This is a genomic window from Mesorhizobium sp. M0983, assembly GCF_040318975.1.
Taxonomy (GTDB): domain Bacteria; phylum Pseudomonadota; class Alphaproteobacteria; order Rhizobiales; family Rhizobiaceae; genus Mesorhizobium.
Map to the genome: position 1 here is coordinate 184729 of NZ_JAMYNH010000002.1, position 24162 is coordinate 208890.

32 protein-coding genes and 1 pseudogene are annotated in these 24162 nt (G+C 62.4%); 19 read left to right on the forward strand and 14 right to left on the reverse strand.

Features of this window, described 5'->3' with window-relative positions; genetic code table 11:
* Nucleotides 1-13: 13 nt before the first annotated feature.
* Nucleotides 14-1033: a zinc-dependent alcohol dehydrogenase family protein gene (locus tag NKH71_RS04430; protein WP_352787708.1), complete on the reverse strand. Its 1020-nt coding sequence runs from the start codon at nucleotides 1031-1033 to the stop codon at nucleotides 14-16.
* A gap of 127 nt (nucleotides 1034-1160) precedes the next feature.
* Between NKH71_RS04430 and NKH71_RS04435 the strand changes: the two genes are divergently transcribed.
* The 3 genes from NKH71_RS04435 (at nucleotide 1161) to NKH71_RS04445 (ending at nucleotide 4390) form a co-directional block, all read left to right on the forward strand.
* Complete coding sequence (locus tag NKH71_RS04435; protein WP_352787709.1) at nucleotides 1161-2075, forward strand: LysR family transcriptional regulator; 915 nt, start codon at nucleotides 1161-1163, stop codon at nucleotides 2073-2075.
* Between the two features lie 190 nt (nucleotides 2076-2265).
* Nucleotides 2266-3576, forward strand: coding sequence for a hemolysin family protein (locus NKH71_RS04440; RefSeq protein ID WP_352894546.1), 1311 nt, complete (start codon nucleotides 2266-2268; stop codon nucleotides 3574-3576).
* A 76-nt stretch (nucleotides 3577-3652) separates the two neighbouring features.
* Nucleotides 3653-4390, forward strand: a complete 738-nt coding sequence (locus NKH71_RS04445) for a class I SAM-dependent DNA methyltransferase (RefSeq protein ID WP_352787712.1) — start codon at nucleotides 3653-3655, stop codon at nucleotides 4388-4390.
* Between the two features lie 132 nt (nucleotides 4391-4522).
* Here the strand turns inward: NKH71_RS04445 and arr are convergent, their stop codons facing one another.
* A complete protein-coding gene (gene arr / locus NKH71_RS04450) occupies nucleotides 4523-4930 on the reverse strand; it encodes an NAD(+)--rifampin ADP-ribosyltransferase (protein WP_502895871.1) in 408 nt (135 codons plus the stop codon).
* A 198-nt stretch (nucleotides 4931-5128) separates the two neighbouring features.
* Here arr and NKH71_RS04455 point away from each other — a divergent pair, with 198 nt between their 5' ends.
* Nucleotides 5129-5422 carry a hypothetical protein gene (locus NKH71_RS04455; protein ID WP_352494911.1) on the forward strand — a complete coding sequence of 98 codons (294 nt, stop codon included), beginning with the start codon at nucleotides 5129-5131 and terminating at the stop codon, nucleotides 5420-5422.
* 53 nt (nucleotides 5423-5475) lie between these two features.
* On the opposite strand, the gene NKH71_RS04460 is transcribed toward NKH71_RS04455, so the two are convergent.
* Nucleotides 5476-5766 carry a hypothetical protein gene (locus NKH71_RS04460; protein WP_352494910.1) on the reverse strand — a complete coding sequence of 97 codons (291 nt, stop codon included), beginning with the start codon at nucleotides 5764-5766 and terminating at the stop codon, nucleotides 5476-5478.
* A gap of 189 nt (nucleotides 5767-5955) precedes the next feature.
* Between NKH71_RS04460 and NKH71_RS04465 the strand changes: the two genes are divergently transcribed.
* Genes NKH71_RS04465 through NKH71_RS04475 form a run of 3 tightly spaced genes read left to right on the forward strand, consistent with a single transcriptional unit; the run spans nucleotide 5956 to nucleotide 7686 of the window.
* A complete protein-coding gene (locus NKH71_RS04465; protein WP_352494909.1) occupies nucleotides 5956-6798 on the forward strand; it encodes an N-acyl homoserine lactonase family protein in 843 nt (280 codons plus the stop codon).
* Nucleotides 6795-7268 carry a MarR family winged helix-turn-helix transcriptional regulator gene (locus tag NKH71_RS04470; protein ID WP_023719127.1) on the forward strand — a complete coding sequence of 158 codons (474 nt, stop codon included), beginning with the start codon at nucleotides 6795-6797 and terminating at the stop codon, nucleotides 7266-7268. Before NKH71_RS04465 ends, NKH71_RS04470 begins: the two co-directional genes overlap by 4 nt.
* Before the next feature lie 7 nt (nucleotides 7269-7275).
* Nucleotides 7276-7686 carry an SRPBCC family protein gene (locus tag NKH71_RS04475; protein WP_023719128.1) on the forward strand — a complete coding sequence of 137 codons (411 nt, stop codon included), beginning with the start codon at nucleotides 7276-7278 and terminating at the stop codon, nucleotides 7684-7686.
* Between the two features lie 58 nt (nucleotides 7687-7744).
* Here NKH71_RS04475 and NKH71_RS04480 read toward each other — a convergent pair whose 3' ends face one another.
* Complete coding sequence (locus NKH71_RS04480; protein ID WP_352787714.1) at nucleotides 7745-8221, reverse strand: GFA family protein; 477 nt, start codon at nucleotides 8219-8221, stop codon at nucleotides 7745-7747.
* Nucleotides 8148-9062: an NAD(P)-dependent oxidoreductase gene (locus NKH71_RS04485; RefSeq protein ID WP_352787715.1), complete on the reverse strand. Its 915-nt coding sequence runs from the start codon at nucleotides 9060-9062 to the stop codon at nucleotides 8148-8150. The genes NKH71_RS04480 and NKH71_RS04485 overlap by 74 nt, the downstream gene beginning before the upstream one ends.
* A gap of 142 nt (nucleotides 9063-9204) precedes the next feature.
* Between NKH71_RS04485 and NKH71_RS04490 the strand changes: the two genes are divergently transcribed.
* Nucleotides 9205-9543 (forward strand): winged helix-turn-helix transcriptional regulator, encoded by a 339-nt coding sequence (locus tag NKH71_RS04490; RefSeq protein WP_352592494.1) that lies wholly within the window; start codon nucleotides 9205-9207, stop codon nucleotides 9541-9543.
* Between the two features lie 143 nt (nucleotides 9544-9686).
* Complete coding sequence (locus NKH71_RS04495; RefSeq protein WP_352483128.1) at nucleotides 9687-11732, forward strand: ABC transporter ATP-binding protein/permease; 2046 nt, start codon at nucleotides 9687-9689, stop codon at nucleotides 11730-11732.
* A gap of 41 nt (nucleotides 11733-11773) precedes the next feature.
* Here NKH71_RS04495 and NKH71_RS04500 read toward each other — a convergent pair whose 3' ends face one another.
* Nucleotides 11774-12025: a hypothetical protein gene (locus NKH71_RS04500; RefSeq protein WP_156948077.1), complete on the reverse strand. Its 252-nt coding sequence runs from the start codon at nucleotides 12023-12025 to the stop codon at nucleotides 11774-11776.
* Here NKH71_RS04500 and NKH71_RS04505 point away from each other — a divergent pair.
* The gene (locus NKH71_RS04505) at nucleotides 12018-12503 is read left to right on the forward strand and encodes a VOC family protein (protein ID WP_352894672.1); all 486 of its coding nucleotides are present in this window, start codon (nucleotides 12018-12020) and stop codon (nucleotides 12501-12503) included. The two genes, NKH71_RS04500 and NKH71_RS04505, sit on opposite strands and share 8 nt — an antisense overlap.
* Nucleotides 12504-12609: 106 nt before the next feature.
* Entirely contained in the window at nucleotides 12610-13386 is a 777-nt protein-coding gene (locus NKH71_RS04510; RefSeq protein ID WP_023719131.1) for a class I SAM-dependent methyltransferase, read from the forward strand.
* Between the two features lie 61 nt (nucleotides 13387-13447).
* Here the strand turns inward: NKH71_RS04510 and NKH71_RS04515 are convergent, their stop codons facing one another.
* Complete coding sequence (locus tag NKH71_RS04515; protein ID WP_023719132.1) at nucleotides 13448-14341, reverse strand: transcriptional regulator GcvA; 894 nt, start codon at nucleotides 14339-14341, stop codon at nucleotides 13448-13450.
* Between the two features lie 191 nt (nucleotides 14342-14532).
* On the opposite strand from NKH71_RS04515, the gene NKH71_RS04520 reads away from it, so the two are divergent.
* The 6 genes and pseudogenes from NKH71_RS04520 (at nucleotide 14533) to NKH71_RS04540 (ending at nucleotide 17645) form a co-directional block, all read left to right on the forward strand.
* Entirely contained in the window at nucleotides 14533-14718 is a 186-nt protein-coding gene (locus NKH71_RS04520) for a hypothetical protein (RefSeq protein ID WP_031194070.1), read from the forward strand.
* Nucleotides 14719-14790: 72 nt separating this feature from the next.
* Nucleotides 14791-15276 carry a VOC family protein gene (locus NKH71_RS04525; RefSeq protein ID WP_352787717.1) on the forward strand — a complete coding sequence of 162 codons (486 nt, stop codon included), beginning with the start codon at nucleotides 14791-14793 and terminating at the stop codon, nucleotides 15274-15276.
* 35 nt (nucleotides 15277-15311) lie between these two features.
* Nucleotides 15312-16040 (forward strand): SDR family oxidoreductase, encoded by a 729-nt coding sequence (locus tag NKH71_RS04530; protein ID WP_352856866.1) that lies wholly within the window; start codon nucleotides 15312-15314, stop codon nucleotides 16038-16040.
* A 234-nt stretch (nucleotides 16041-16274) separates the two neighbouring features.
* Entirely contained in the window at nucleotides 16275-16709 is a 435-nt protein-coding gene (locus NKH71_RS04535; RefSeq protein ID WP_352494904.1) for an FKBP-type peptidyl-prolyl cis-trans isomerase, read from the forward strand.
* Nucleotides 16710-16790: 81 nt separating this feature from the next.
* A pseudogene (locus tag NKH71_RS33390) lies at nucleotides 16791-16884 on the forward strand (helix-turn-helix domain-containing protein); the annotation flags it as partial.
* An 83-nt stretch (nucleotides 16885-16967) separates the two neighbouring features.
* Nucleotides 16968-17645, forward strand: coding sequence for an HAD family acid phosphatase (locus NKH71_RS04540; RefSeq protein ID WP_352894551.1), 678 nt, complete (start codon nucleotides 16968-16970; stop codon nucleotides 17643-17645).
* Nucleotides 17646-17693: 48 nt separating this feature from the next.
* Here NKH71_RS04540 and NKH71_RS04545 read toward each other — a convergent pair whose 3' ends face one another.
* A complete protein-coding gene (locus tag NKH71_RS04545) occupies nucleotides 17694-18674 on the reverse strand; it encodes a quinone oxidoreductase family protein (RefSeq protein WP_352787722.1) in 981 nt (326 codons plus the stop codon).
* A 98-nt stretch (nucleotides 18675-18772) separates the two neighbouring features.
* On the opposite strand from NKH71_RS04545, the gene NKH71_RS04550 reads away from it, so the two are divergent.
* Nucleotides 18773-19165, forward strand: coding sequence for a winged helix-turn-helix transcriptional regulator (locus tag NKH71_RS04550; RefSeq protein ID WP_352483120.1), 393 nt, complete (start codon nucleotides 18773-18775; stop codon nucleotides 19163-19165).
* Nucleotides 19166-19240: 75 nt separating this feature from the next.
* On the opposite strand, the gene NKH71_RS04555 is transcribed toward NKH71_RS04550, so the two are convergent.
* Entirely contained in the window at nucleotides 19241-19846 is a 606-nt protein-coding gene (locus tag NKH71_RS04555) for an NADPH-dependent FMN reductase (RefSeq protein ID WP_023719141.1), read from the reverse strand.
* A gap of 90 nt (nucleotides 19847-19936) precedes the next feature.
* Here NKH71_RS04555 and NKH71_RS04560 point away from each other — a divergent pair, with 90 nt between their 5' ends.
* Nucleotides 19937-20305, forward strand: coding sequence for a winged helix-turn-helix transcriptional regulator (locus NKH71_RS04560; protein WP_023719142.1), 369 nt, complete (start codon nucleotides 19937-19939; stop codon nucleotides 20303-20305).
* 50 nt (nucleotides 20306-20355) lie between these two features.
* Here NKH71_RS04560 and NKH71_RS04565 read toward each other — a convergent pair whose 3' ends face one another.
* From NKH71_RS04565 to NKH71_RS04590, 5 genes are all read right to left on the reverse strand, one after another.
* Nucleotides 20356-20721 carry a hypothetical protein gene (locus NKH71_RS04565; protein WP_245278591.1) on the reverse strand — a complete coding sequence of 122 codons (366 nt, stop codon included), beginning with the start codon at nucleotides 20719-20721 and terminating at the stop codon, nucleotides 20356-20358.
* A gap of 97 nt (nucleotides 20722-20818) precedes the next feature.
* Complete coding sequence (locus NKH71_RS04570) at nucleotides 20819-21214, reverse strand: acyl-CoA thioesterase (protein ID WP_023678380.1); 396 nt, start codon at nucleotides 21212-21214, stop codon at nucleotides 20819-20821.
* Nucleotides 21215-21371: 157 nt separating this feature from the next.
* Nucleotides 21372-22343: an MBL fold metallo-hydrolase gene (locus NKH71_RS04575; protein WP_352894554.1), complete on the reverse strand. Its 972-nt coding sequence runs from the start codon at nucleotides 22341-22343 to the stop codon at nucleotides 21372-21374.
* 587 nt (nucleotides 22344-22930) lie between these two features.
* A complete protein-coding gene (locus tag NKH71_RS04585) occupies nucleotides 22931-23383 on the reverse strand; it encodes a nuclear transport factor 2 family protein (RefSeq protein WP_023719146.1) in 453 nt (150 codons plus the stop codon).
* Nucleotides 23384-23422: 39 nt separating this feature from the next.
* Nucleotides 23423-24064 carry a hypothetical protein gene (locus NKH71_RS04590; protein WP_023719147.1) on the reverse strand — a complete coding sequence of 214 codons (642 nt, stop codon included), beginning with the start codon at nucleotides 24062-24064 and terminating at the stop codon, nucleotides 23423-23425.
* Between the last annotated feature and the right edge of the window lie 98 nt (nucleotides 24065-24162).

Below are 24162 nucleotides of genomic sequence, written 5' to 3' on the forward strand. Positions count from 1 at the left end.
GCGCCGACGGGGTTCAGGGCACGGTGATCACGATCTTGCCGAACGGTCCCGTCTCCAATCGCTCAAATGCCTGCGGCACCTCGTCGAAGCCAAACAGCTTGTCGATCACCGGCTTGATCGCAAGCGTCTCGATCGCCTGGTTCATCCGCTCGAAAGCGCGGCGATGGCCGATCGATATGCCCTGTACGACGATCCGGTTGCGCAGGAACGGAATGATTGGGAAGCTGAGCTCCATGCTGCCGAGAAGGCCGATGAGCGAGAGCCTGCCGTCGGGGCCCAGCGCATTGAGCGAGCGCCGCGCATTGTCGCCGCCGACCATTTCCAGCACATGTCTGACGCCAGCCCCGTTTGTCAGTTCGCGCGCCGCCTCGTCCCATGCCGGCTGGCTGCGATAATTGATCCCCTTCCAGGCGCCCAGCGCCTTCGCCCGCTCAAGCTTCTCGTCGCTGCTCGAAGTGACGATGGCGCGCAGGCCGAAGGCGGCGGCAAATTGCAGCGCAAACAGCGACACGCCGCCAGTGCCCTGGATGAGAACGGTTTCGCCCGGGATCGGCTTGGCCGCCTCGACCAGCGCGAACCACGCCGTCAGCGCCGCGATCGGTAGCGTCGATGCCTCGATGTCGCTGAGCGACGGCGGCGCCGCCACGGCGGCATCCTCATGAAACAGCACATGCTCGGACAGCGTGCCGGGCAGTGACGAACCCAGCGTATGCTTGTGCAGCACCGGCGGCGCGTCGCCGTCCGGCCAGTCGGCGATGACCTGGCCGAGCACGCGCTGCCCGATGCCGAAGCGGCTGACTTTGCCGCCGATCGCCACCACCTCGCCCACCGCGTCCGACGTCGGCACGAACGGAAAGCTGAGGTCCGGTATCAGCACGCCATCGACGATCATCCTGTCCTTGTAATTCAGCGATACCGCTGTGACGCGTACCCGAAGGTCATGCGGCCCGGGTTGGGGCAGCTTGCCCTCGGCCGGCTTCAGCCTGGACAGGCCGAAACCGTTCATCTGCCAGGACCTATTTTCGGTGCTCATTTGGTTCGCGCTCCGTGGTTGATGGTTGCGCGAGACATTTACGCCGTTTCACTATGGAGAAAAGCGCTTCCATGTGGCATGTTTCGCAACAGATTAATGAGCAAAACTCTACAATAGGAGCGCTTCATTGGAATCGGCCAATCTGCAGGGCATCGTCGCATTCGTTCATACGGTGGAGGCTGGCAGCTTCACCGGCGCCGCTGTCCGGCTGCATGTCACGAAATCTGCGGTCGGCAAGTCGATCGCACAGCTGGAACAGCGATTGGGCGTTCGCCTGCTCAACCGCACCACCCGCAGTCTCAGCCCGACCAGCGAGGGCCTGAGCTACTATGAAGCCTGCGTCAGGGCGCTGGCCGAGATCGAAGCCGCCCAGTCACTGCTCGCTTCCCGCAAGCAGGTGCCTTCCGGGCGGCTGCGCGTCGACCTGCCTCTGGCTTTCGGCCGGCGATGCGTCGCCCCGGTGCTGTTCGACATTTCCAAAAAATTTCCGGATCTGACGATGGAAATCTCGTTCAACGACCGGCGCGTCGACCTGATCGAGGAAGGCATCGATCTGGCGGTGCGCATGGGCGATCTCGACGACAGCCTTTCGATCGCCGGGCGCCGCATCTATGCTCAGCGTTCGGGCATCGTCGCCGCCCCCGCCTATCTCGACGCCCATGGCAGGCCGCAATCGATCGAGGATCTCGCCAGGCACAGCCTCATCGGCTACGGCCGCGACGGCGCTGTCCATCCCTGGACCGTCAGGCATGCCGACGGCCCTCTCGAAAAATTCGCGCCCAAGGCGCGGCTGGTGCTCGGCCACGGCGAACCGATGCTCGATGCGGTACTGGCCGGCTGCGGCATCGTCTTTCTGCCGACATGGCTGACGGCCGACAGCATCAGGCGCGGTGAGCTAGAAATGGTTCTGTCGGACTGTCTTGTCGAAAATACCGTGGTGCATGCCATCTGGCCGGTAACACGCAACCTCGCGCCAAAGGTGCGCGTCGTCGTCGACACCCTGATCGAGCATTTTTCCACGCCGCCCTGGGATGCCGCTTGATTGCTCCGCCGCCTAGTTGAAAAGACAAAGGGCCATTGCTTAAGGTTTGCGCTGCCAGGGCGGCGCCGACTTCGAGAATTGATAACCTCCAACACGAATTGGGCATTATCTTTTCTGTCTGAAGCGATTGCCCTGAAAAATCGCGACCGTCCTATTTTCGAAAACCGCGTGGCAATGCTATGGACCCGGCATGCTTTATGCTGAAATTGCCATCGTGGTCGTCCTCATCTGTGTGAACGGCCTTCTGTCGATGTCCGAGCTCGCCATCGTCTCGTCGCGGCCGGCGCGCCTCAAGGCGATGATCGACCGCGACGTCAAGGGCGCCGGCCGGGCTCTGGCGCTCGGCGCCAATCCGGGAAAATTCCTGTCCTCGGTGCAGATCGGCATCACTTTGGTCGGCGTCTTGTCCGGCGCCTTTTCCGGCGCGACGCTTGGCGAGCGGTTGGCCACCTTCCTGGTGTCGGCCGGTATCCGCGAAAGCCTCGCCGACCCGCTCGGCGTCGGCATCGTCGTCGCCCTAATCACCTATGGCTCGCTTATCATCGGCGAACTGGTCCCCAAGCAGATCGCCTTGCGCGACCCCGAACGGGTCGCCGTCAGGGTGGCTCCGGCAATGACCATCCTCGCCAGCTTCTCGGCGCCGCTGGTCTTCCTGCTCGACTTTTCCGGCCGTGCCCTCCTGTGGCTGCTTGGCCAGCGCGGCCAGAGCGAGGAGAAGGTCACCGACGAGGAGATCAAGATGCTGGTCGCCGAGGCCGAGCACCACGGCACCATCGAATCCGACGAACGCCGCATGATCGCGGGCGTCATGCGGCTCGGCGACCGTGCCGTGCGCGCGGTGATGACGCCGCGCACCGAGGTCGACTGGATCAATTTGCAAGCCGACGAGGCCGCCATCAGGAAGCTGCTGATGGATACCCAGCATTCGCGCCTGCCGGCCGGCGACGGCGGCGTCGACGCCATGATTGGTGTCGTCCAGACCCGCGACGTGCTGGCCGCGATGCTGGGCGGCCGCGCCCTGGACCCGCGCCGGCACGTGCGCACCGCCCCGATCGTGCATGACCAGGCCGACGCGCTGGATGTGCTTGCGACGCTGAAGGAATCCGACGTGCCCATGGCGCTGGTGCACGACGAATACGGCCATTTCGAAGGCATCGTCACCCCGGCCGACATACTGGAAGCGATCACCGGCGTCTTCCGCTCGGACCTCGATGCCGGCGACGAGGAAAACGCCGTCAAGCGCGAGGACGGCTCATGGCTGCTCGCCGGCTACATGCAGGCCGACGAGATGGCGGAGGTTCTCCGCATCGACCTGCCCGAGAACCGCGACTACGAAACCGTCGCCGGCTATGTGCTGTCGCATATGCACCATCTGCCGGCGACCGGCGAATGCGTCGACGCGCAAGGCTGGCGCTTCGAGGTCGTCGACCTCGACGGCCGCCGCATCGACAAGCTCATCGCCACCCGACTGCCCGGCGCCCACCGCGAGGTCGTGCGGTAACGATCGACGCGACTTATGGGCTATATGCTCGCGGCGACACCGCTCGCACAATCAAAGTTGATTGGGAATACCGCCTATGGTCGACCACCTTTTCGCCGACCCGTATCTCGCTGCCGTCTACGATGCCTGGCACCCGAGATCTGCGCGCGACGACTATGATTTCTACCTGCCCCGCATTCTAACAGCAGACGCGGTGCTTGATGTCGGATGTGGAACGGGCACCCTCCTTCACGAGGCACGCCTGGCCGGACATTCAGGGCGGCTCTGCGGCATCGACCCAGCACCCGGCGTGTTGAATCGCGCACGAACGCGCACGGATATCGAATGGGTCCTCGGCGATCTCCAATCGGCCGGCTGGACAGCCGAGTTTGATCTCATTGTGATGACGGGGCATGCATTCCAGGCCCTTGTCAGCGACGAAGACCTGCGGGATTTGATGGCGGCTGCGCGACAGGCCCTTGTGCCAGGCGGATGCTTCGCGTTCGAGACGCGGAACCCTTCTGTGCGGGCGTGGGAGCGCTGGACACCCGAAAATGCGGTCGTCGTTGAGCTACCTGACGGGTCTCCGGTGCAGATCACAACAGAGGTGATCATGCCGTTCGATGGACAGACGGTGACATTCACCCACAGGTTCGGCGGAAAGCATCCGAGCCTTCCGCAAGTTAGTCGCAGCACCTTGCGATTCCTCGACACGGACGCCTTATCGAGCCTGCTGGGGAACGCGGGGCTACGGATCGAACAGCAATTCGGCGGCTTTGACGGCAGCCCACTTGGCCCTTCGAGCCCCGAGATCATCACGTTCGCGACGAGATGAAAAGGAGTATCCGCTCTCCAACCTGCAAGGAACGACAACTCGCGGACCCATTGCGGACGTGGAGCCGTATTTCGCGGCGACTGCCGCCGACCGTAGGTCAGAGCCAAGCTTGGCAATCGCAGGATTTAGCGATCAATCGATTGCCTCGATGCCTTGCGCCTTCAGCCGTTCGATATGGTCCTTCATCTCTTTCAGCCGCTCGGGGGAGTGGCCCTGCCACTCGGCGACCTCGCCCGTGATCCTGAGCGGCTCACGGGAGCGATAGGACTGCGTCGGATTGCCGGGAAATTTCTTGCCCGTAAGATTGGGGTCGTCCATGATCGGGCCGGTTGGCTCCACGATATAGACCCTTTCCCGTCCGTCACCAGCGGCCAGCTCTGCACCCCAGATGGCCGCATCCAGAGTGCCGGTCAGATAGACCCAGGCTGCCTGCTTTCTCGCGCCGTAATTGGAGCTGTAGCCGGCTTCTATCAGGTCTCCCGGTTTAAGGTCGACCCGGGTGCCGTGGTAGAATTGGCGTGCGTTGTCGGGGGCTGTCATCGGCTCGCTACCCATCCTCGCTGTCTCAGGCATCATGGTGCCGTGGTGCGCACTATTTCATGCACGTCACCAAATCAAGCATCTGGCCGTGCGGTTATCGGCTCCCGACACCCATTCCGGTTATCCCGCCCGATGCACGCTATCGGTCGGCTGCCGGTGCGGGTATTATCGGCGCCTGTACGTCGCTATGGTGGAAAAATGGATCTGCAAACCTTCAGGGATTCGATTGCGAAACCACAGCCGCCAGACGGTTTGAGCCCTGCCCTGCAGGCGCTGTGGTGGGATGCAAAGGGCGATTGGGCTAAGGCGCACGAGTGCGCGCAGCGGCGCGACGATACTGCGGGCATGCACGTGCATGCCTACCTCCACCGCAAGGAAGGCGACCAGTCGAATGCGGAATATTGGTATCGCCGCTGCAACGCCGCGCCATCGACCTTAAGTCTTGACGAGGAATGGGAAGAGTTGGCGCGTGCACTTTTAGGGCAAAGCTGACGCCTGCTCGGCCCCTCGCAAAATAGCCGGTCCTGCAACCACTTGCCGGGGCTTCAGCTGGCGCCCTGTGGCATGTCCCTGCCGTTCCATTCCGCAGTGCGCGCCCGCGCCTCTTCGGCGATCAGCTTGAACTCCCGCATCTTCGCAGCCTCGATGGCGAATGCGCTGCTTGGCAGGACGCCGGGGTCCTCCTGACTGTTCTGAAACTGAAAACGGGCCTCCAGCTCGGCCCATATTCGCTCGGGTGCCGTATCCTTGCTGGCAAGCAGTGCGACGACCAGCGCCAAAGTCTCGCGCTGGGCGTTCAGCCGCCCTTCGATCTCTTCATTCGGCAATTCGGACATGCGGGTCGCTTCCAGTTTCTGGCTCAACGGCAAAATCGCACCCTTGTTCCGGAATTCAGCGCCTGCGCGGTCGGGCTGAGCGGCAGATGCTCGCGATCGCTGTCGCGCTGATCTTTTCTCCTCCGTTCTATTGACTCCTCAATATATGACGTGTCATACGATGACATATCATCTAATGGAGAGGAAAAAATGAAAGTACATGCCATCCGGACCGGGTCGGTCCGCATCAAGACGGCCCAGATCGAAGGACGCGGCCATGGGCTTGCCAGCATCTTTGCCGACAGGAACTGGTCCGGCTGGTTGCCGACCTTCGCCTGGGCCATCGAGCATGACGAAGGCGTCATTGTTGTCGACACTGGACAGGCGGCGCATCTGCTGAACGGGCACGGACGCTCGCTGCATCCGTTCTTTCGCTGGGAAGTGCACTTTCGTATCGAGCCGGAAGAAGAGATCGGGCCGCAGCTGCGTGGCCTGGGCATCGGGCCGCGCGACGTCAAACGGGTGGTGCTCACGCATCTGCACATGGACCACGATGCGGGCTTGGTGCATTTTCCCCATAGCCAGATACTCGCCGCCCCCAGTGAGATCGACACGGCGTCGGGTTTCATGGGAATGCTCCGCGGCTACCTGCCGCAGCGCTGGCCCGACTGGTTCAACCCCATACGGCTCGAGCTCGACGATGGACCGTTCGGCCAATTTGCGGCGAGCAAGCGCTTGACCAAAGCGGGCGACGTCGTGGCGATCGCAACTCCTGGTCACACTGCCGGTCATCTTTCGGTGCTGGTGGAGGATGGCGACGCAACGCTCTTTCTCGCCGGCGACACGTCTTACAACCAGGCACTGATGCTTGCCGGCAAGGTGGACGGCGTGGGACCCGATACAAAAATTGCCGCCGCCACCCTGCGAGCCGTCCGGCACCTCGCCGAGCAGCAGCCGACGATCTATCTGCCGACCCATGATCCGGAGAGCGCCGTGCGGCTGGCGACGCGTCAGCTGGTGACCGCCCCGGTCGAACTGGGAGCGGCGGCATGAAACCAGAAGAGGAGCTCCGATTCCTCATTCTCGGCGCCCAGCGCGAAGGCAACAGGCTGCTTACCGACTTGCTCTCGCCGCTTGGCGTCACCCCTTCCCAGGCTGAAGTCATCAGCTGCCTGAAGGCCGGCGGACCAATGTCGCTCAATGCTGTTGGCAAGCTGCTGGTCTGCGAGACCGGCAGTCCCAGCCGGCTGGTAAGCACGCTGGTCGAGCGGGCGCTCGTCGTCAGGCGGGAAAACTCCGACGATCGCCGGCAGGTGGAGCTCGAACTGACACAGGAGGGGCACCGGCTCGCCGCCGAAATCCGGCAGGTCGAATCCCGGCTTTACGGATGGCTGGGCCAGCGGCTCACGCCGAACGAGGTCACAACCGCCGTCGGGCTGCTGCGAGTTCTGGTCGCCGGAACAGCCGCCGGCAACGCAATCGCCCGGCGCGATGGGCCATCATCCGATCTCCCGAAGGAATAAGTCACAAATGTTCGACATATCAATCGAGATCGACAGGCCTGCCCAGACCGTCTTCCGTCATATCGAGGATATTGAAGCGGCTCCGGCCTGGTACTCGGCTGTGCAGTCCGTAGCCAAGCTCACGGCCGGCCCGGTCGGGCGGGTCCTCGAAAACATCGTGGAGGTCACCGAGTTCGAAGTCGATGCACTGCTGACTTTGTCCAGCTTGAGCGGGCCGACGCCATTCACCTACCGCTTTCGGCTGGCGCCGACAGGCCACAGAACGCATCTCCACCTCGAGGGTTCGATTACCGGAAAAGGGCTTCCCGGGCCGATGGCGCTTCTCGCGCCGCTCGCGTCCAGCTTCTTCGAACGCGGCATGCGAATAAATCTTGAGAGCCTGAAGCGAATTGTCGAGACTGCTCGTCCAGCAGAGTGATCCCTGAAGTTCTGTTGCAACTCTGTGCCAGCGTCTGCACGCATCGCCATTTCGCTCCTCAAGAGACCTCGGGCAAGCCTTCCAAACAAAGCCATTTATGTTTCCTGTCAGGCCAGTGGAGCGTTGCCGGGGCCGGAAAATGCGGGTCCTCCAGACAGCCGACCGAGACCGACAGCGCATCCCCCAATCCTTCTGCCCGCATGAAGACGACCGATCCGCAAATGGTGCAGAATGTCTGCTCCAACCATTGTCCCGACGACCCGGTTCTGCGCCACGATCTGGTCTCCCCTTTCTGTCCGACGAGGGCCGCGTCGGCGTAGATGGCCCGGTACGAAAACGCCGTCCCGGTACATCGCTGACACTCCAGGCAACTGCACGCGTAGACACGCCGCGGCTCTCCGGTGAGGATAAGTTCCACCGCCCGGCATGAGCAGGTCGCGGTTCGTCTCGTCTTACCGCCGCTATGCATGCGCCGTTTCCCTGCTCTGATGCGGCGAACCGTTCCGAAACAGAGGCGCGAGAGATGCAAAATCATCTTCCATGCGCCCGAGCGAAAGCGCCTGCCGAAAGATCGTATCCATGGCGCGAGGCATAGCCGCGTCGAGCCCTCGCTCGTCACAAACCTCGAGCAGGTGCTGGAAGGCGCTGTAGTGGGCCGCCAATGATGCCAGCGTTGCGTCGTCGCCGGCAAAGCGCCTGACATTTGTCCTATCGACCAGGTCGAAGAGAGCCGCATCGACCACCGGCTTGAATGCCGAGAGATGGCTCCGGAACATCTCCAGGCTGAGACCTTCGACCTCGGCAACAGCCATCCCCTGCAATGCTCCGAAGAGCCCGCCCCACATCTGGGTGAGCAGTGCAATATCGAGCGCCGAAGCCTGGCCGGGAATCTCCCCGACATAGCTGGTACCGCCGCCGAGCGCGAGAAGCAGGGGTTTGTGCGTCTCGTAGACGCTGCGGGAACCCGAATAGAGCAATGCGGTCTCGGGTTTTCCGATGAAATCCGGAGTGGCCATGATTGCCCCGTCCAGATACCCGGCACCATGCGCCTCCACCCAGCGAGCTTCTTCCCGCGCCAGACGCGGTGAGCCGGAGGTGAGTTGCACGACGGCTTTACCGGCCAATACCGAAGCGACGCCGTCCTGCTTCAGCAAAGCGTCGCTGGCGGCATAGTCGAGAACATTGATGATCACGACATCGGCCGCTCGGAACCCATCCGCCACCGAAGGGGCGACCTTGGCGCCCAAAGCCGTCAGCGGGCTGCACTTTGCCGCGGTCCGATTCCAGACCCATGTTGGATAGCCGCGGTCGAGCAGTGTTCGAATAATGGACGAGCCCATTCGGCCCGCGCCGAGCACGCAGACATTCGATACCATGATAACTTCTCCGATAGGCGTTGGCCCTCGCGACGAGGGTTGGTTTATGTTTGGCGCGCCGGAGCCGAAGATATAAATTCTCAATGCGCTGAGAAGTACGCACCTTGAGGTAAGCTAGCGGCATCATGACAGGGACTGCCAAATGAGATGCAAGGAACCGGACAGCTGCGGTTTTGCCGCCGCACTGCAGGCCATCGGCGGAAAATGGAAAACCTCGCTGCTGTGGGAACTGCATCTGCGGCCATACCGCTTCGCGGAATTGCGCCGGTTGTTGCCCGGCGTCAGCGAGAAAATGCTCACGCAACAATTGCGGCAGATGGAAGCCGACGGCCTGATCAGCCGGCGCTCTTACGACGAGGTTCCGCCGCGCGTGGAATACTCGATCACGCCGCTGGGCTTTAGCCTGAACGATGCCGTGACAGTGATGTCGGCGTGGGGAAAGCACCACGAAGCATGGAAATCCCAGCGGAAGGCGGCCTGAGGCAGTCGCTTCGGGAAAAGCGATGTCAGGCCGACCTTGCAGCTAATTTAGCGCGGCGCTTCTCCAAGCCCAGGCGCTGTTGGCAGCTGACCATCTCGAGCGGACGCTATGAAACCTTCTGATTTTTAAGCCGTTATCGCCGGATGCCCGAGGCTAGATTCAAGCCGAAATCGGTTGACGCCGCCCAATTGCGCGATGCCGAGAGGTCGCGCCACGAGAAACACTCGACTGTCGAAGCCGCGTCCGAGGTCGTCGGCGAGGCCGCGCCGCCGCCGGATTTCATCGAACCCGATCCGGAGCTGACACCCGAAGAGGCTGAGCAGGCGCGCAAGAGGTACCTGCTGAAGCGTTTCTGGATCAGCGCGCGCGGTTACTGGGGCAGCATTGGCGATAGGCTCGCTTGGCCATGCACGATCGGGCTGTTGGTCCTGATCGTCACCAATGTCGGCTTCCAGTATGGGATCAATGTCTGGAATCGCGCAATTTTCGACGCCATTGAGCAACGCAACGCCCATACCGTATATCGGCTGAGCGCCGTTTTCGTGCCGCTCGTGCTCGGAAGCACAAGCCTTGTGGTGGCACAAGTCTTCTTTCGTATGACGATACAGCGCCGCTGGCGCTCCTGGCTCACCACCGCAGTCATCGCGCGTTGGCTTGCAAGCGGCCGCTACTATCAGCTGAACCTCGTCGGCGGCGACCACAGCAATCCCGAAGCCCGCATCGCCGAGGATTTGCGGATTGCCACAGAATCGCCCGTCGATTTCATTGCCGGTGTCATCGTCGCATTTCTGTCGGCCTCGACCTTCATCGTGGTGCTGTGGACGATCGGCGGCGCCTTGACCCTGCCGATTGCAGGTTCGACCGTCACCATTCCCGGCTTCCTGGTCGTCACCGCGGTAATCTATGCCGCAATCACGTCCACCTCGATGGCGGTCATCGGCCGCCATTTCGTCCACCTCTCCGAGGAAAAAAACCAGGCGGAAGCTGAGTTCCGCTACACGCTGACGCGCGTGCGGGAAAACGGCGAGAGTATCGCATTGCTCGGCGGCGAGGAGGAGGAGCGCAGCGGCATGGACAAGACATTCGCCCATGTGCTCAGGCAGTGGGCGCTCCTTGCAGGCCAGCACATGCGCACAGCGCTGGTGTCGCAGGGGTCGAGCCTGTTTGCGCCGGTCGTGCCGGTTCTGCTTTGCGCTCCAAAGTTTCTCGAAGGCAGCATGACACTTGGACAGGTAATGCAGGCTGCCTCGGCCTTTGCCATCGTGCAGGGCGCGTTCGGATGGCTGGTCGACAACTACCCCCGTCTCGCTGATTGGAATGCCTGTGCACGGCGCATCGCCTCGCTGATGATGTCGCTCGACGGGCTCGAGCGGGCGGAACAGAGCAACACCCTTGGACGCATTAAGCGCGGCGAAACCGAAGGCGATGCGATGCTTGGGCTGAACAATCTCTCCGTGTCGCTCGACGACGGTACCGCCGTGGTCAAGGAAACCGAGGTCGTGATCAAACCAGCCGAGCGGGTGCTCGTTGCCGGCGAATCCGGCTCAGGCAAGAGCACGCTGGTGCGGGCCGTCGCAGGCCTGTGGCCGTGGGGTAGCGGCAGCGTCAACATCCACGCCGACAGACGGTTGTTCATGTTGCCGCAACGGCCTTACATCCCCACCGGGACGCTTCGCCGCGCAGTCGCCTATCCAGGCGCCGCCGACAACTGGACGCTGAAAAAGATCAAGGCGGCTCTCGACAAGGTGGGACTCGATTATCTCAACGCCAAGATCGAAGAGGACGCGCCATGGGACCAGACCTTGTCGGGTGGCGAAAAGCAGCGGCTCGCCTTCGCGCGTCTTCTGCTGCACAGCCCCGATATCATAGTGCTGGATGAAGCAACCTCAGCACTTGATGAGAAGAGCCAGGACAAGATGATGGAGATGATCATTCGCGAATTGCCGAAGGTCACCATCATCAGCGTAGCGCATCGCGCCGAGCTGGAAACCTTTCATAGCCGCAAGATCACGTTGGAGCGTCGCGAGGGCGGCGCAAAGCTTGTCAGCGATATCGATCTCGTCCCGCGCAAGGGCAGACGGAACTTGCTTGTGCGCCTCCTGAGGCACCGGGGCGCCCAACCGAAAGCCAGCACGCCCTTGAGCAAAGCGGCGCTGCCCCAGACAAAGCTGCCCCAGACAAAAAAGTGAAGGCCACCGGTCGGGACCCGGCGGACCGTCGCCCGTTCGAGTCACTGCCCACATCTGGTCTTAAAAGTGCCAGCCGTGATACCTTGATGCCGTGCAGGTGTTGCTGTCGGAACGTCAGATGGCACGAGCGCATTCCATTTTCGTAGTGCAACGCCGAGGCTGGCTGTGCAAAAGCCCGGATTGACTTCAAGGCCCGGGTTGATTTCAAAAGCCCAGGTTGTTTCCAAAAGCCCAGGTTGATCAAAAGCCCAGGTTGATTCAAAAGCAAAGGGACCAGCAATGACAATCGCCAAGAACACGATCTGCCTTTGGTATGACAAGGACGCCGAGGCTGCGGCCCGCTTCTATGCCGAGACTTTCCCCGACAGCTTGGTGAAATCCGTCCACCGCGCTCCCAGCGACTACCCGTCCGGCAAGGCGGGCGACGTGCTGACGGTCGAGTTCACGGTCGCCGGCATCCCCTGCCTCGGCCTCAATGGCGGTCCCGCGTTCAAACACAACGAAGCCTTCTCCTTCCAGATCGCCACCGACGATCAGCAGGAGACCGACCGCTACTGGAACGCCATCGTCGGCAATGGCGGCCAGGAAAGTGCCTGCGGTTGGTGCAAGGACAAATGGGGCATCTCCTGGCAAATCACGCCGCGCGTTCTGACCGAGGCGATGGCTGCCGGCGGCGACGAAGCAAAGCGCGCATTCGAGGCGATGATGGAGATGAAGAAAATCGACGTTGCCGCGATCGAGGCGGCGGCGCGGCTGATAGTGCTGGGGTGACCCGAAGCAGAAGTCGGTGCATCACCCGGCTGAGGAGATCATCGACAAGATCAGAGCGGAGCGGCTGGGAATGCCGCCGTGCCCATCATGTCCAGGCAGGCGTGCGATGGTGTTGAACTGCGCCGAGTTTTACGACGCCGAGCTGCGACGGCACAACGAGGTCTTCAGGGCTGCCGTCAAGGCGGGAACGCGTGATCGCGTGCTCGATATCGGATGCGGCTCGGGACAATCTTCTCGCGATGCTGCCCGCGTCGCGGTGGAAGGCAGCGTGCTCGGGGTGGACGTATCGGCCGAGATGCTCGAGTTCGCCCGGAGGCGTAGCGCGGACGAGGGATTGCGAAACGTCGCCTTCGAGCGCGGCAATGCGCAATTGCTGGCGTTTCCGCCTGCCGGCTTCGATCTGTGCATCAGTCGCTTTGGCGTGATGTTCTTTGCCGATCCGGCGGCGGCGTTCGCCAATATCGGCCGGGCGATGCGACCAGGGGCACGTCTTGTGTGGATGGTATGGCAGGGCCAGGACCGCAACGAGTGGGCGACTGCCATTCAGCGGGCGATTGCGCCGGGGACCGCCATATCGGCAGCCGCCGCCACCCCGTTTTCGCTCGGTGACCCCGTCATCACCGCGGAGGTCTTGCGTGCGTCCGGTTTTGTTTCGGTCGACTTTGCCGAAGTGCATGAACCGGTTTTCTATGGCCTGGACGTCGATGCGGCTTATGACGCTTTGCTTGGCCTGCAACTGGTGAAGGATCCGCTGGCTAGCGCGGATGTGGATGTCGCTGCGGCGCTGCGGCGGTTGCGCGAACTGCTCGACGCGCGCTTGACCGCGGACGGCGTGCTTTTCGACTCGCGTGCCTGGATCATCACCGCAGTTCGGGCGAGCTGATAGTAGCGGTTTTTCGGACATTGATCTGTAGGCGAACTGTCCCCTCGGCTCGGCCTTCCCGTCACCCTATTTGCGGCGTGACTTCTGAAAGCAGCCAATCCCGAAAAGCCCTGACTTTGCGCTGACGGATCGCCGCTGGCGGGTAGACGAGATAGAAGCTGGAGGGGGATTTCAGGGCGTGGCCGAAGGGCCGGACAAGTCGCCCGGCGGCAAGGTCGGCTGCAACGAGCATGGTCCGGCCCAGCACCACCCCTTCGCCTTGTGCTGCCGACTCCATCGCAAAGGTGGCAGAGTCGAAGGTAATCCCGCTCTGCGGGTCCACGCCGTCGACCCCGGCGCTTGCGAGCCAGGTCGCCCAGTCGATCGGAAAGCTGTCACGGATCAGCGTGTGATGTTTAAGATCCTGAGGAGTGCGGAGCGGATGTGCACCCTCAAGAAGCTTTGGGCTGCACACTGGAAACACCTCCTCGCCGGTCAAGAACTCTGACGTGAGCCCCGCATAATTTCCGCTGCCATACCGGACCGCGACATCGATGCCGTCGCCGAGGAAGTTGGTCAGCTTCCCGCTCGTCGAAACCCGCACATCGATGTCGCCATGCGCACGGTGAAAGCGATAGAGGCGTGGCACCAGCCATCTCCCCGCGAAGCCATCGGAGGTACTGACGTTCAGTGTCGAGCTCGAATAGCGGGCCGTTGCTGCAGCGGTGGCGGCAGCCAACTGGTCGAGCACCTCGCGCACCGCCCGCGCATAGGGCTCGCCGACGGCGGTCAGGCTCACCGAACGCGTACCGCGCTCGAACAGCTGCACACCGAGCTGATCCTCAAGGTTCTTGATCGCCCGGCTGATGGCGCCGTGGGTGACATGAAGTTCCTCTGCCGCCTTGGAGAAACTCAACAGGCGCGCCGCCGCCTCGAAGCTCGGCAAGGTGGTGAGGGGAGGCAGTTTCCGGGGCATGATCGATACCTGCATGTGTGAGCGATGCTCACACATTGTCGCCGATAAGTCGTTTGTCGTCCAGACCGGAAGACGGCATGTTTGCTCACGTAATCAGCCATCCACCGCCGCTGCAAAAGGCAAGTCTGATGTGACTGATACTCTCGCTGACGAAAGTCGCGGGGCAACCGCCCACATCCACGGAGAGCACCATGAGCGCCAAACGAGTTGAACCCATCGTCGACGTCCTGACCGGCATGGCCGGCCGCATCCTCGCCTCGAGCAGCCGGCGCCGGACCGAGCGGCTGATTGCACGCTTCTCGACCCGCCGGCTCGAAGACCTCGGGTTTGCCCACGACTGGGACGGCTCGATCTATCGGCAGTCGGACCGCCGCTAGCCTGAACGAAAGTAACGGCGGACAGGTTCTTCGCGAAAGATCGCTGTCGCAAGGAATTAACGGAGAACGGACATGGCCACCATCCATCCATTCCTCTGGTTCAACACCGACGCCAAGGAGGCCCGCGATTTCTATCTCTCGGTCTTCAAGAACGGCAAAGTGCTCGAGACGATCGAATACACCGACTGGGTGTCCGGAACCAACAAGACGGTCCCGCATGCCACCTTCGATTTCGAGCTCGAGGGACTGCACCTTACAGCGCTCAACGCCGGGCCGCAGCCGCCCTTCAACGAGCGGCTCTCGCTCTACATCGAGACCAAGGACCAGGCCGAGACCGACTACTACTATGAGGCGCTCACCGCCGGCGGCGGCAGGGAACAACCCTGCGGCTGGCTCACTGACAAGTTCGGCGTCTATTGGCAGGTCACCCCGGAAATCCTGCCGCGGCTCAGTGCCGATCCGGATCGCGAAAAGGCCAACCGCGTCCGGCAGGCGATGTATGGGATGCGCAAGATCATCATCGCCGACCTCGAAGCCGCCTACGCCGGCAAGGCTTGACCCTCACCTACATCGCAAACGAATGGAGACCTCCCGTGACATCGCTCGTGGACAGGAAAGTCATCGTCGTCGGAGGCAGCTCCGGCATTGGTCTTGGCGTCGCGGAAGCTGCGCTCAACAGCGGAGCGACGGTCGTGATCGTCAGCCGGTCGCAAGAGAAACTGCAGGCGGCCGAACGGACGCTCAATGCGGGTAATCGCGTGACAAGTTTGGTCGCCGACATGACCGACGAAGCAGACGTCGCTCGCCTGTTCGAAGAGGCCGGTCATTTCGATCACCTCGTATCGACCGCCGGAACACTGCCGCCCGGCGATCCCATCGGCGGTACCGACATGGAGGCGGTGCGGCGCTTCGTCGACAACAAGCTGATTGGCGCCGTCATGCTCGCCAAGCACGCTGTGCGCACCCTGAGGGCCGGCGGCTCCATGACCTTCACGTCGGGTATCAACAAGGACAAGCCGCCGGTGCCGGGAGGTGCAGTCGTCTCCGCGATTGCCGGCTCATTCAGCTACTTCGCCCGCGCCCTGGCGCTCGAACTGGCCCCGACGCGCGTCAATGTCGTGTCTCCCGGATGGGTAGAAACACCGATGTGGGACATCGTTGGAGAAGCCAAATCCGGCTTCTTTGCCGACATGGCTGCCCGGCTGCCATCGAGAAAAATTCCGACCGCTGCGGACGTCGCCGCCGCCTACCTCTACCTCATGGAAAGCGACTTCACGACCGGCGAGACAATCCGCATCGATGGCGGCCATAACCTGATCTAGCCGCCATTTGCACAGCGCCTGAATGGGTTGAGGCGGCATGACCGCTAGTCCGGCGCACTCCTGCCGAAGGCGGCGAGCGCCGGCGGCGTCATACCGGCGTAGCTCAATCGGGGTTTACATCGGCAGCCAGGTCCCTAGTTTTAGCGTTTCGCGCCGCGCACCGAGTGCGTGGATGATCGAGGACGGGACCGTGAGCTTTGGCCGGCCCCTCGAAACTTTCAAAGGATGGCTATCATGACACAGGCCAAGAATGGCGACACCGTGCGCATCAATTACAATGGACGCCTGGCAGACGGCACCCAATTCGATTCTTCCGGCAGCGAACCGCTGCAATTCACGCTAGGTGAAGGACAAGTGATCCCCGGTCTTGAAACCCATGTCGAGGGCATGGAGGTGGGCGCGAAAAGCACCGTGACTGTTCCCGCCGAGGCCGCCTATGGCCCCCACCGCCCCGAAGCGGTGATGACCGTTGACCGCGCCCGCGTACCAGACAACATCAACGTCGATATCGGCACTCGATTGCAGGTCAGAACCCCAGAAGGGCGCCCCATGCCGGTAACAGTCGTCGGCGTGGACGACGCCAGCGTCAAGCTCGACGGCAATCATCCGTTGGCCGGGCGGGATCTGGTGTTCGACGTTGAACTGGTCGAGATCGTTCAGGCGGCGTAGGGCACGGTCAAGGCCGTGTTGGCTACGACCTGGGGTGACGCACTTGCGCCGGAGATTTCGGCGGTGCGTCTCCTGTCGGAGGGAAAGACCGCGAGCAGCGCGGCGTTCGCGGTCGGTTACGAAAGCGTGTCACAATTCAACCGGGGGGTACGGTCGTCTGTTCGGTCTCGCTTGACAGCGGACTTCTTGTGACCGCAAAGTCTCGTGATGCGGGCGATTGGTTGGAATAGAATTGCGCGTGTCGGGGCAATCGTGCTGATGATCGGCACAAATGTTCCTGTGCCGGCACGTTCCGACTCGCTCCTTCTCACAAGCCCGTCCCAGCCAGCCAATGTCGGCGATGGGATGCTGGCGGCTGCCAATTATCATGATTCCGGCGACTATGATCGCGACCTTGCCGCAGTGGCGAAGCAGGCCGGCGACTGGGTCGTCAAGCGCGCGACGGAGGTGCCTCGCCCCGCACTGGTGCTCGACATCGACGAGACCGCTTTGGCCAACTGGGAAGTGATCACACGTGACAATTTCGGCCGCCCGATCAGCGGCGCCTGCGACATCGCAATCGACGGTCCCTGTGGCTGGGCCGCCTGGGACCAGCTTGCGAAGGATCCGGCCATTGACCCGGTGCTGGAGGTCTTCCGGCAGGCGCGAACGGCGAAAGTCGCGGTATTCTTCATCACCGGACGTCCGGAGGACCAGCGTCAGGCAACTGAACAGAACCTGCAGTCGGCGGGCTATGCCGGCTATGAGCAACTTTACATGGTCCAGCCTGGAGCCAAATATGGTTCCGCCGCAGATTTCAAGGCACCCATAAGAGCCGAAATCGAAAAGGCCGGCTACACGATAATTGCCAATGTCGGCGACCAGCCATCCGACTTGTTCGGGGGGCATGCCGAGAAGCTGTTCCTGTTGCCAAATCCGTTCTATCGGGTTCGCTGACGGCCGGAACGGCACAAGCCCGGATCCCCGGCTCCTTGCCGAGCACTACTAGGGTATCAAGACGACCTTGCCGGTCGCGCCGCGCTCCTCCAGCAGGCGATGCGCCTGACTGGCCTGGTCGAGCGGGAAGCGACCGCCGTTGGTCACTTTAAGCTCACCACTTGCCGCCAGATTGAAGAGCCCCGACAGGTCGTCACGGAGCACGTCTGGAGAGAGCAGCGGCAGCAGTGCAAAACCTCTCAGCGACTGGTTGCGGCCGATCATCGCCTCCATCTCCGGGCCGCCGAGCGCGTATCTGCCAAGTGCGGCAAACACCAGCTCTCCGCGAGGTGCTAGAGCCTCCAGCGCAACCGCGGCCAGCGGGCCGCCGACAATGTCGTAGATTATGTCGACGCCGGCGCCGCCGGCCGCTGCCCGGACGCGCTCTGGCCAGTCCGTTTTGCTGTAGTCGACGGCAACGTCGGCCCCCAGCGACAAAGCAAGATTGAGCTTGGCCTTGCTGCCGGCAGCCGCGATGACATTGCTCGCCCTTGCCCGCTTCGCAAGCTGGACAAGCAACGAACCGACGCCGCCCGCGGCAGCGGCGACCAGCACCGATTTGCCGGCCGGCGGGCTTTGCCGCGACAGATGCAACGCCGTCAGTCCTTGCACCATCAATGCCGTCGAGGCTTCGAACGAGAGCGCATCCGGCAAGGGCACGGCCAGGCTTGCGTCAATCGTCACATAATCGGCATAGCCGCCTAACGGGCGGCCCGAGGCGAACAACGGCGCGGCGACGCGCGTGCCGAGCAAGGAAGCATCCACCCCATGCCCGAGCGCCTCCACGATCCCGGCGGCCTCGACGCCAAGGATCATCGGCAGTTGCGGCGTCACCGCGTAGCGATCTGCGCGCATCAGCACTTCGAAGAAATTCACCCCGGCCGCACGAACGCGGACCAGGACCTCGCCGGCTTGCGGCTCGGGCTTCGGCACCTCAACCATTTCGAGAACGTCAGGGTCGCCGAAACGGTTCAGTTGAATGGCTCTCATCACATGCACCGATCGTTATTGGCATCGGCCGCTGTTTGCCACTATCTGCCTGGCTTCGACCACACACCGATTTGTCCGCCGCTGACCGGGAGGTGACCATGGCCAAGCTGATCAAGAGACTGCCGATGCTGCCGGCCGAGCGCGCGCTGAAAGTGATTTCGGGCCGCTGGAAGGCGATCATCCTCTACCATCTCTTCGACGGGCCGCGGCGGCTGTCGGCGCTGCAAGGATTGATGCCCAATATCACGCAGAAAGTGCTGATCCAGCAGCTTCGCGACATGGAAGAGCACGGCCTCGTTCGCCGCGAGATCTTTGCCGAGATCCCCTCGCGCGTGGAATATTCGGCGACGCGGCTCGGCCTCAGCCTCGAGCCCATCCTGCTGGCACTTTGCCAGTGGGGTCAGCACCACGCCGACGAGTTGAATGAGATGGACCGCCTTGCCGATTGCATCATCAGGCCAAGGCAAGCGCAGGACGCGCATGCCGTCTGAAAAAAACGGGCGGCGCATGCGCCGCCCTGAATCCTTGGGAGAATTAATCCTTGGGAGGATTGTTCGAACCTGCGCTCAGGCCGCCTTGACTTCCTCGGCGACGGCATCGGCCTGACGCGCCGTCTTCAGTACCCTGGCCCACCATGCAATGTCGTTGACGAGCGCGGTTGCCGCCTGGTTGAGGTGCTCGAATTCATCGAGCTTCTTCTCACCTTGCTTGACGGCAAGGAAATCGGCCCAGGCGATGTGGACGGCGGACTTCACCGGCGCCATCTGCAACTCGACCGCATGCAGCCTCAGCTGCTCGACCGCACGCGCGCCACCAACGCTGCCATAGCCGACGAAGCCGGCCGCCTTCTTGTTCCACTCGTTGGCGGCGTAGTCGATGGCGTTCTTCAGCACGGCCGTCGGGCCATGATTGTATTCGGCGGCGGTGAAGATGAAGCCGTCGAATCCGGCGACCTTCTTTTGCCAGCGCTGCGCCACTTCGTTCTGCGACGGCGCCCAGGCGGAGGATGCGACCTCATCGAAGAACGGCAGCGGGAAATCGCGCAGGTCGACGACTTCGACATCGATGTCGGCATGCGACCTGGCGATCTTGGCAATCCATTGGGCCGGGACGTCGGCAAAGCGCGCGGCGCGGGTCGAACCAATGACGATGGCGATTTTGGGTTTTGACATAGAGGGGCTCTCCTTACAGGAATACTGGTATCGTTTAGATACCTGCGCTATATGAGTAACTGGCCGCTCAATGTGCAAGGAGGCACTTTTTTGTTACCAAGGCACCCGCACCGCACCGAGGACTGCCGCGCCATCTCGGAAATCCTGCAGCGCGTCGGCGACAAATGGACCGTGCTCGTCGTCGGCAAGCTCGGCGACGGGCCGCTGCGTTTCAACGAGCTGCGCAGCGCGGTCGGCGGCATTTCACAGAAGATGCTGACCACCACTTTGCGCGGGCTCGAGCGCGACGGCTTCGTCACGCGCACCGTGTTCGCGACCATCCCGCCGCGGGTCGACTACGAATTGACCGACCTTGGCTACGAGCTTCTGGTGCCGGTCGGTGCACTCGGCGAATGGGCGCGCAAGAACACCGAGCGTGTCAAGGTCGCGCGCGAAAAATTCGACGCCATGCACAGCTGAGCCCTTGCGCTGCAAGGGTTTGAACCTGACGGGGATCCTCCGGATGAGCCCTACTGCTGTAATTGCATCTTGCTCTTCGGCAGCTTCTCGATCCGGTTCCATTTCGGGTTGGGACTGACCACCTTGCCGCCAATCGTGCAGGTCGTGGTCGTCTCCTTCCGGCAATTGCTCACCGTCGTACCGCTGGTGTCGCATTTCGTCGCCGAGCAGATCTCGCACTTGGCCGCCTGCCCGTTGATGGTGCGGTTTTCCGACGTGCAGGTGGCGCCTGGATCGCCTTTTTTGACCTCGGCAAAAGCGCTTGCGGACGACAGGCAGAGCAAGGCTGCAAACGCACCGGCCAGGGCAGCGTTCAGCATGTGTTGACGCATTGTCTTTCCTCCCAAGATCCCGTCGCTCGCGCTGCAGGCGCGCATGCGGGAACCCGTTGGTCAAAGACCACGCCGGATCGCTGCCCGCATCCCCCGCGCGGGAGAGACGGCTGTTTAAGTTCGTCTTCTGGAATCAGGCCGGTCAGCCTTCCGCCGGAACCGCCTTCGGCTTGCCTTCGCCGTCCAGCGCCACCATGACGAAGTCGGCATGGGTGACCTTCTCCATCAGGTCGGAGAGATAGCGCTGCGCCCAGGCCTCGACCTTGAGCGTCATCGAGGTGCGGCCGACCCGTTCGACATGCGTATAGATGCACAGCGTGTCGCCGATCTTCATCGGCTTGGCGAAGGACATTTCCTTCACCGCCGCCGTCACCACGCGGCCCTTGGCGCGCTCGGCGGCGCGGATGCCGCAGGCGAGATCCATCTGCGCCATCACCCAGCCGCCAAAGATATCGCCCGCCGCATTGGCATCGGAAGGCATGGCCAGCGTCCTGAGCGTCAGATCGCCGATCGGCCGCCCGTCCGCGTAATGCACCATTTGGCCAATCCTCTCGAAGCCGATCGTCCGATCCCGTATCGTCATGGCACGGACAGGTCAACGCCACTGAATAGTGTCGCGGCCTGACGTTCGGCGATGCACTCTATGGCCGAGGTGAGAAAGCTGGCGCGCCCGAGCGCTTACCAATAGGTGCGCTTTACAAAGCGGGCCACGGCGTCGGGACGTAGGCGTAGGCGTTGCCTTCGCGGATCACATGACCGATGCCTGGGAAGGGCAGGTGCATGCCTGCGACGAGCAGGCCATCCGCTGACACCATGTCGAGCACCTTCTTGCGTGTGGCGATTGCGGCCTCCTGGTCCACGTCGAAGGCGATTGCCCATTCCGGATGCGCAAATTGCAGCGCGGAGGCGTGGATTACGTCAGTGAAGAGCAGCAGGTTGGCATCACCAGAGCCAATCCGAAGCGCGAGATGCCCCGGCGTATGTCCGGGCGCAGGCAATGCCCTGATTCCGGGCGCGATCTCGACCTCGCCTTCGATCTTCCTGACTTTGCCATCGTAAGGCACCAGCGATTTGCGCGCTATTTCGAAGTACGGCTTCATCTGGTCGGGCGCCTTGGATAGGATCCCGTCATCGTGCCAGAAAGCGAATTCCGGCGCGGCAACCACGACCTCCGCTGCCGGGAAGGCGGCCTTGCCGCCAATCCCGACAAGGCCGTTGGCATGGTCGGGATGGAGGTGGGTGATGATTACCGTGTCGATTTCTTCCGGCCTGACGCCGGCGGCTGCGAGCGCCTCAGGTATATGTCCCAGTATAGGCCCCATCGCCGATGCCGTGCCGGTATCGATCAGCACCCGCCTGTCGCCCCTGGTGACAAGGTAAGCGTTGACCGAGGTCGGGAGTGCCTTTGGCAGGAATGCCTTTGCCAGGAGCGCTTCAGCGGCAGCCGGATCGGCGGAAGGGAAGAGTTCGAGGCCAAGATTGAGGTAGTCGTCGCTCAGCGCAGTAATCTCGAGGTCGCCGAGCATAAACCTGTGGGCGCTCGCAAGCGAAGCCGGAGACGGGGCGGCGATAGCCGCAGCGTTGCTCGCAAAGAGGTTGATAGGGGAAAGTAGCAGGGCGCTGGCACTAAAGGCGCCAAGGCCGAACGTTCGACGGTCGATATTCATGGTCTTGTCCTTCGAATGTGCAGATGAAACTAGTCGCAGGCTACGGGGTCGCCGCCAGGGCAGATGCCGACCCCTCGGACCACTCTTCGAGCGGGGTCGGCGCGGGTCATGGCGAACTCCTTGCGACATCAATAATGCGCCTCACAAGCAGCTGGAATAGCGACGGGATGCAGTTCACTGCTGCAAATTATGCAGCAATCAATTTAGGCGGGTAAGGCCGCTCGTTTGGCCGTCCGCTGAACGGCCTGGCCGAGCCCCGGCTTTGCCTACTGGACAGGCTTCCGAGGCTCGAGCGCTCGACGCAACGTCGGCGCCTCTTGCTCGATATGATCCCACAGACGGTTGGAGATCGGCCCGTGCGGCCGGTCGCGGCGGCGCGCCACCGCGAACTCCTCGGTACGGCCTGGCAGATGACGGCCGGACGCTCCACGCGAACGCAAGGAATGGCCGGATTGCTGGACTAGCTGGACGTTGAATGTGGATCAATTCGGGCTGAAAAGAAGCAAAGTTCTGGCTCCATGACGGCGGCAGAGCCGATGGTCCCGCCAGCGCAATTCCTTTCCCTGCCCGTTTCGGACCGACGCTTTTCAGAACGCGAAATCCGCGGACTGAACGACATCGGCTGGGAGCCAGGTTTCATGAACCTGCAAGATCTCGGGCCCGCGGCTGTAGCCGCGATCGCGGACCACCATCGTCGTGACCCGGCCATTGTTCGGTTCATCGGAGTCCTTCGCGTCGCGTTGCCATTCGTGGTAGTTCACGACCGCCAGGTCGGCGCTTTGATGGCTGATCCGGATGTCGCGTATTTTGATACAGAAGGCCGGATTCGATCCGTAGATGCTCTTCATGTAACCTGCGAAGTCTTTTTTCCCGAACGCCCTGCCGCCTGGCATGATGGCGACCAGATCGTCGCTGATCCGGTCGAGCGCGTTCTTCTTGAACGTCGCGTCGTCGCCAGGGCATCGGCCCGCCACCCAGTCGGTGAAGAATTCGTGGATGTCGTGGATCGTCGCCTCGATTTCCTTCGTTTGAAGGGACATTTTTTCCTCCTGTCTCAAGATGATGCTGGATCAGGCGCTTTACGCCGTGGCTTGCCCCGACCGGACGCTGCTTGAGGACAGCCCGTACCACGCGAGCCACAGGCACATGAGAAGCGAGGAAACCAGCCAGATCGGACCCCCGATGCCGATCCCGAGCTGCTCACCGAGTGTCCACCCGGTTGCCGAAAGGATACCGAACGCCGAGCCGACGATCGCGGCCCATCGGGGCAGTATCCCGACGTTATCGCGGGCGTCGTGATACGCGACAAGCGCTGTCGCCAAGGCCAGCGCCCAGAATCCGTTACCCATGCCGCCGGAAAACGCCCACCAGGTCATGAAGGCGTTGGTGTCACCCCGGTCGGCCACGACCGCGACCACCGATGCCTCGGCGACTGCGGTGGAGAACGTGGTCAGGGCGCCGAGAGCCATCACCATCCAGGCGGAACTCAGCATCGGCGAATGCCGGACCCGGGGGTTGAGCGCCAGGTTCAGGAACGAAGCGCCGGCGATCAGGAACAGCGCCGCTGCCGCCGTCCAATGGACCATAGCCCATCGCCCATGGCCCTCGGCGATATTCTGCATCTGAACAGACAAATCCGCGTCCGGTGGCCCGTGAAAGACGAGCGCAGCCGCCAGCAGCAGCGTTCCGGTGGCGAGCCAGACACCGCCCGGCCCGCTCATGCTGTTATTATTCGTTTGCATCGGGAAAACCTCCTGTGGCCTTTACCACGCCATGAAGTTTAGACCCGCGTCACGGTTGCCCGCTTCGGCGTAAATAC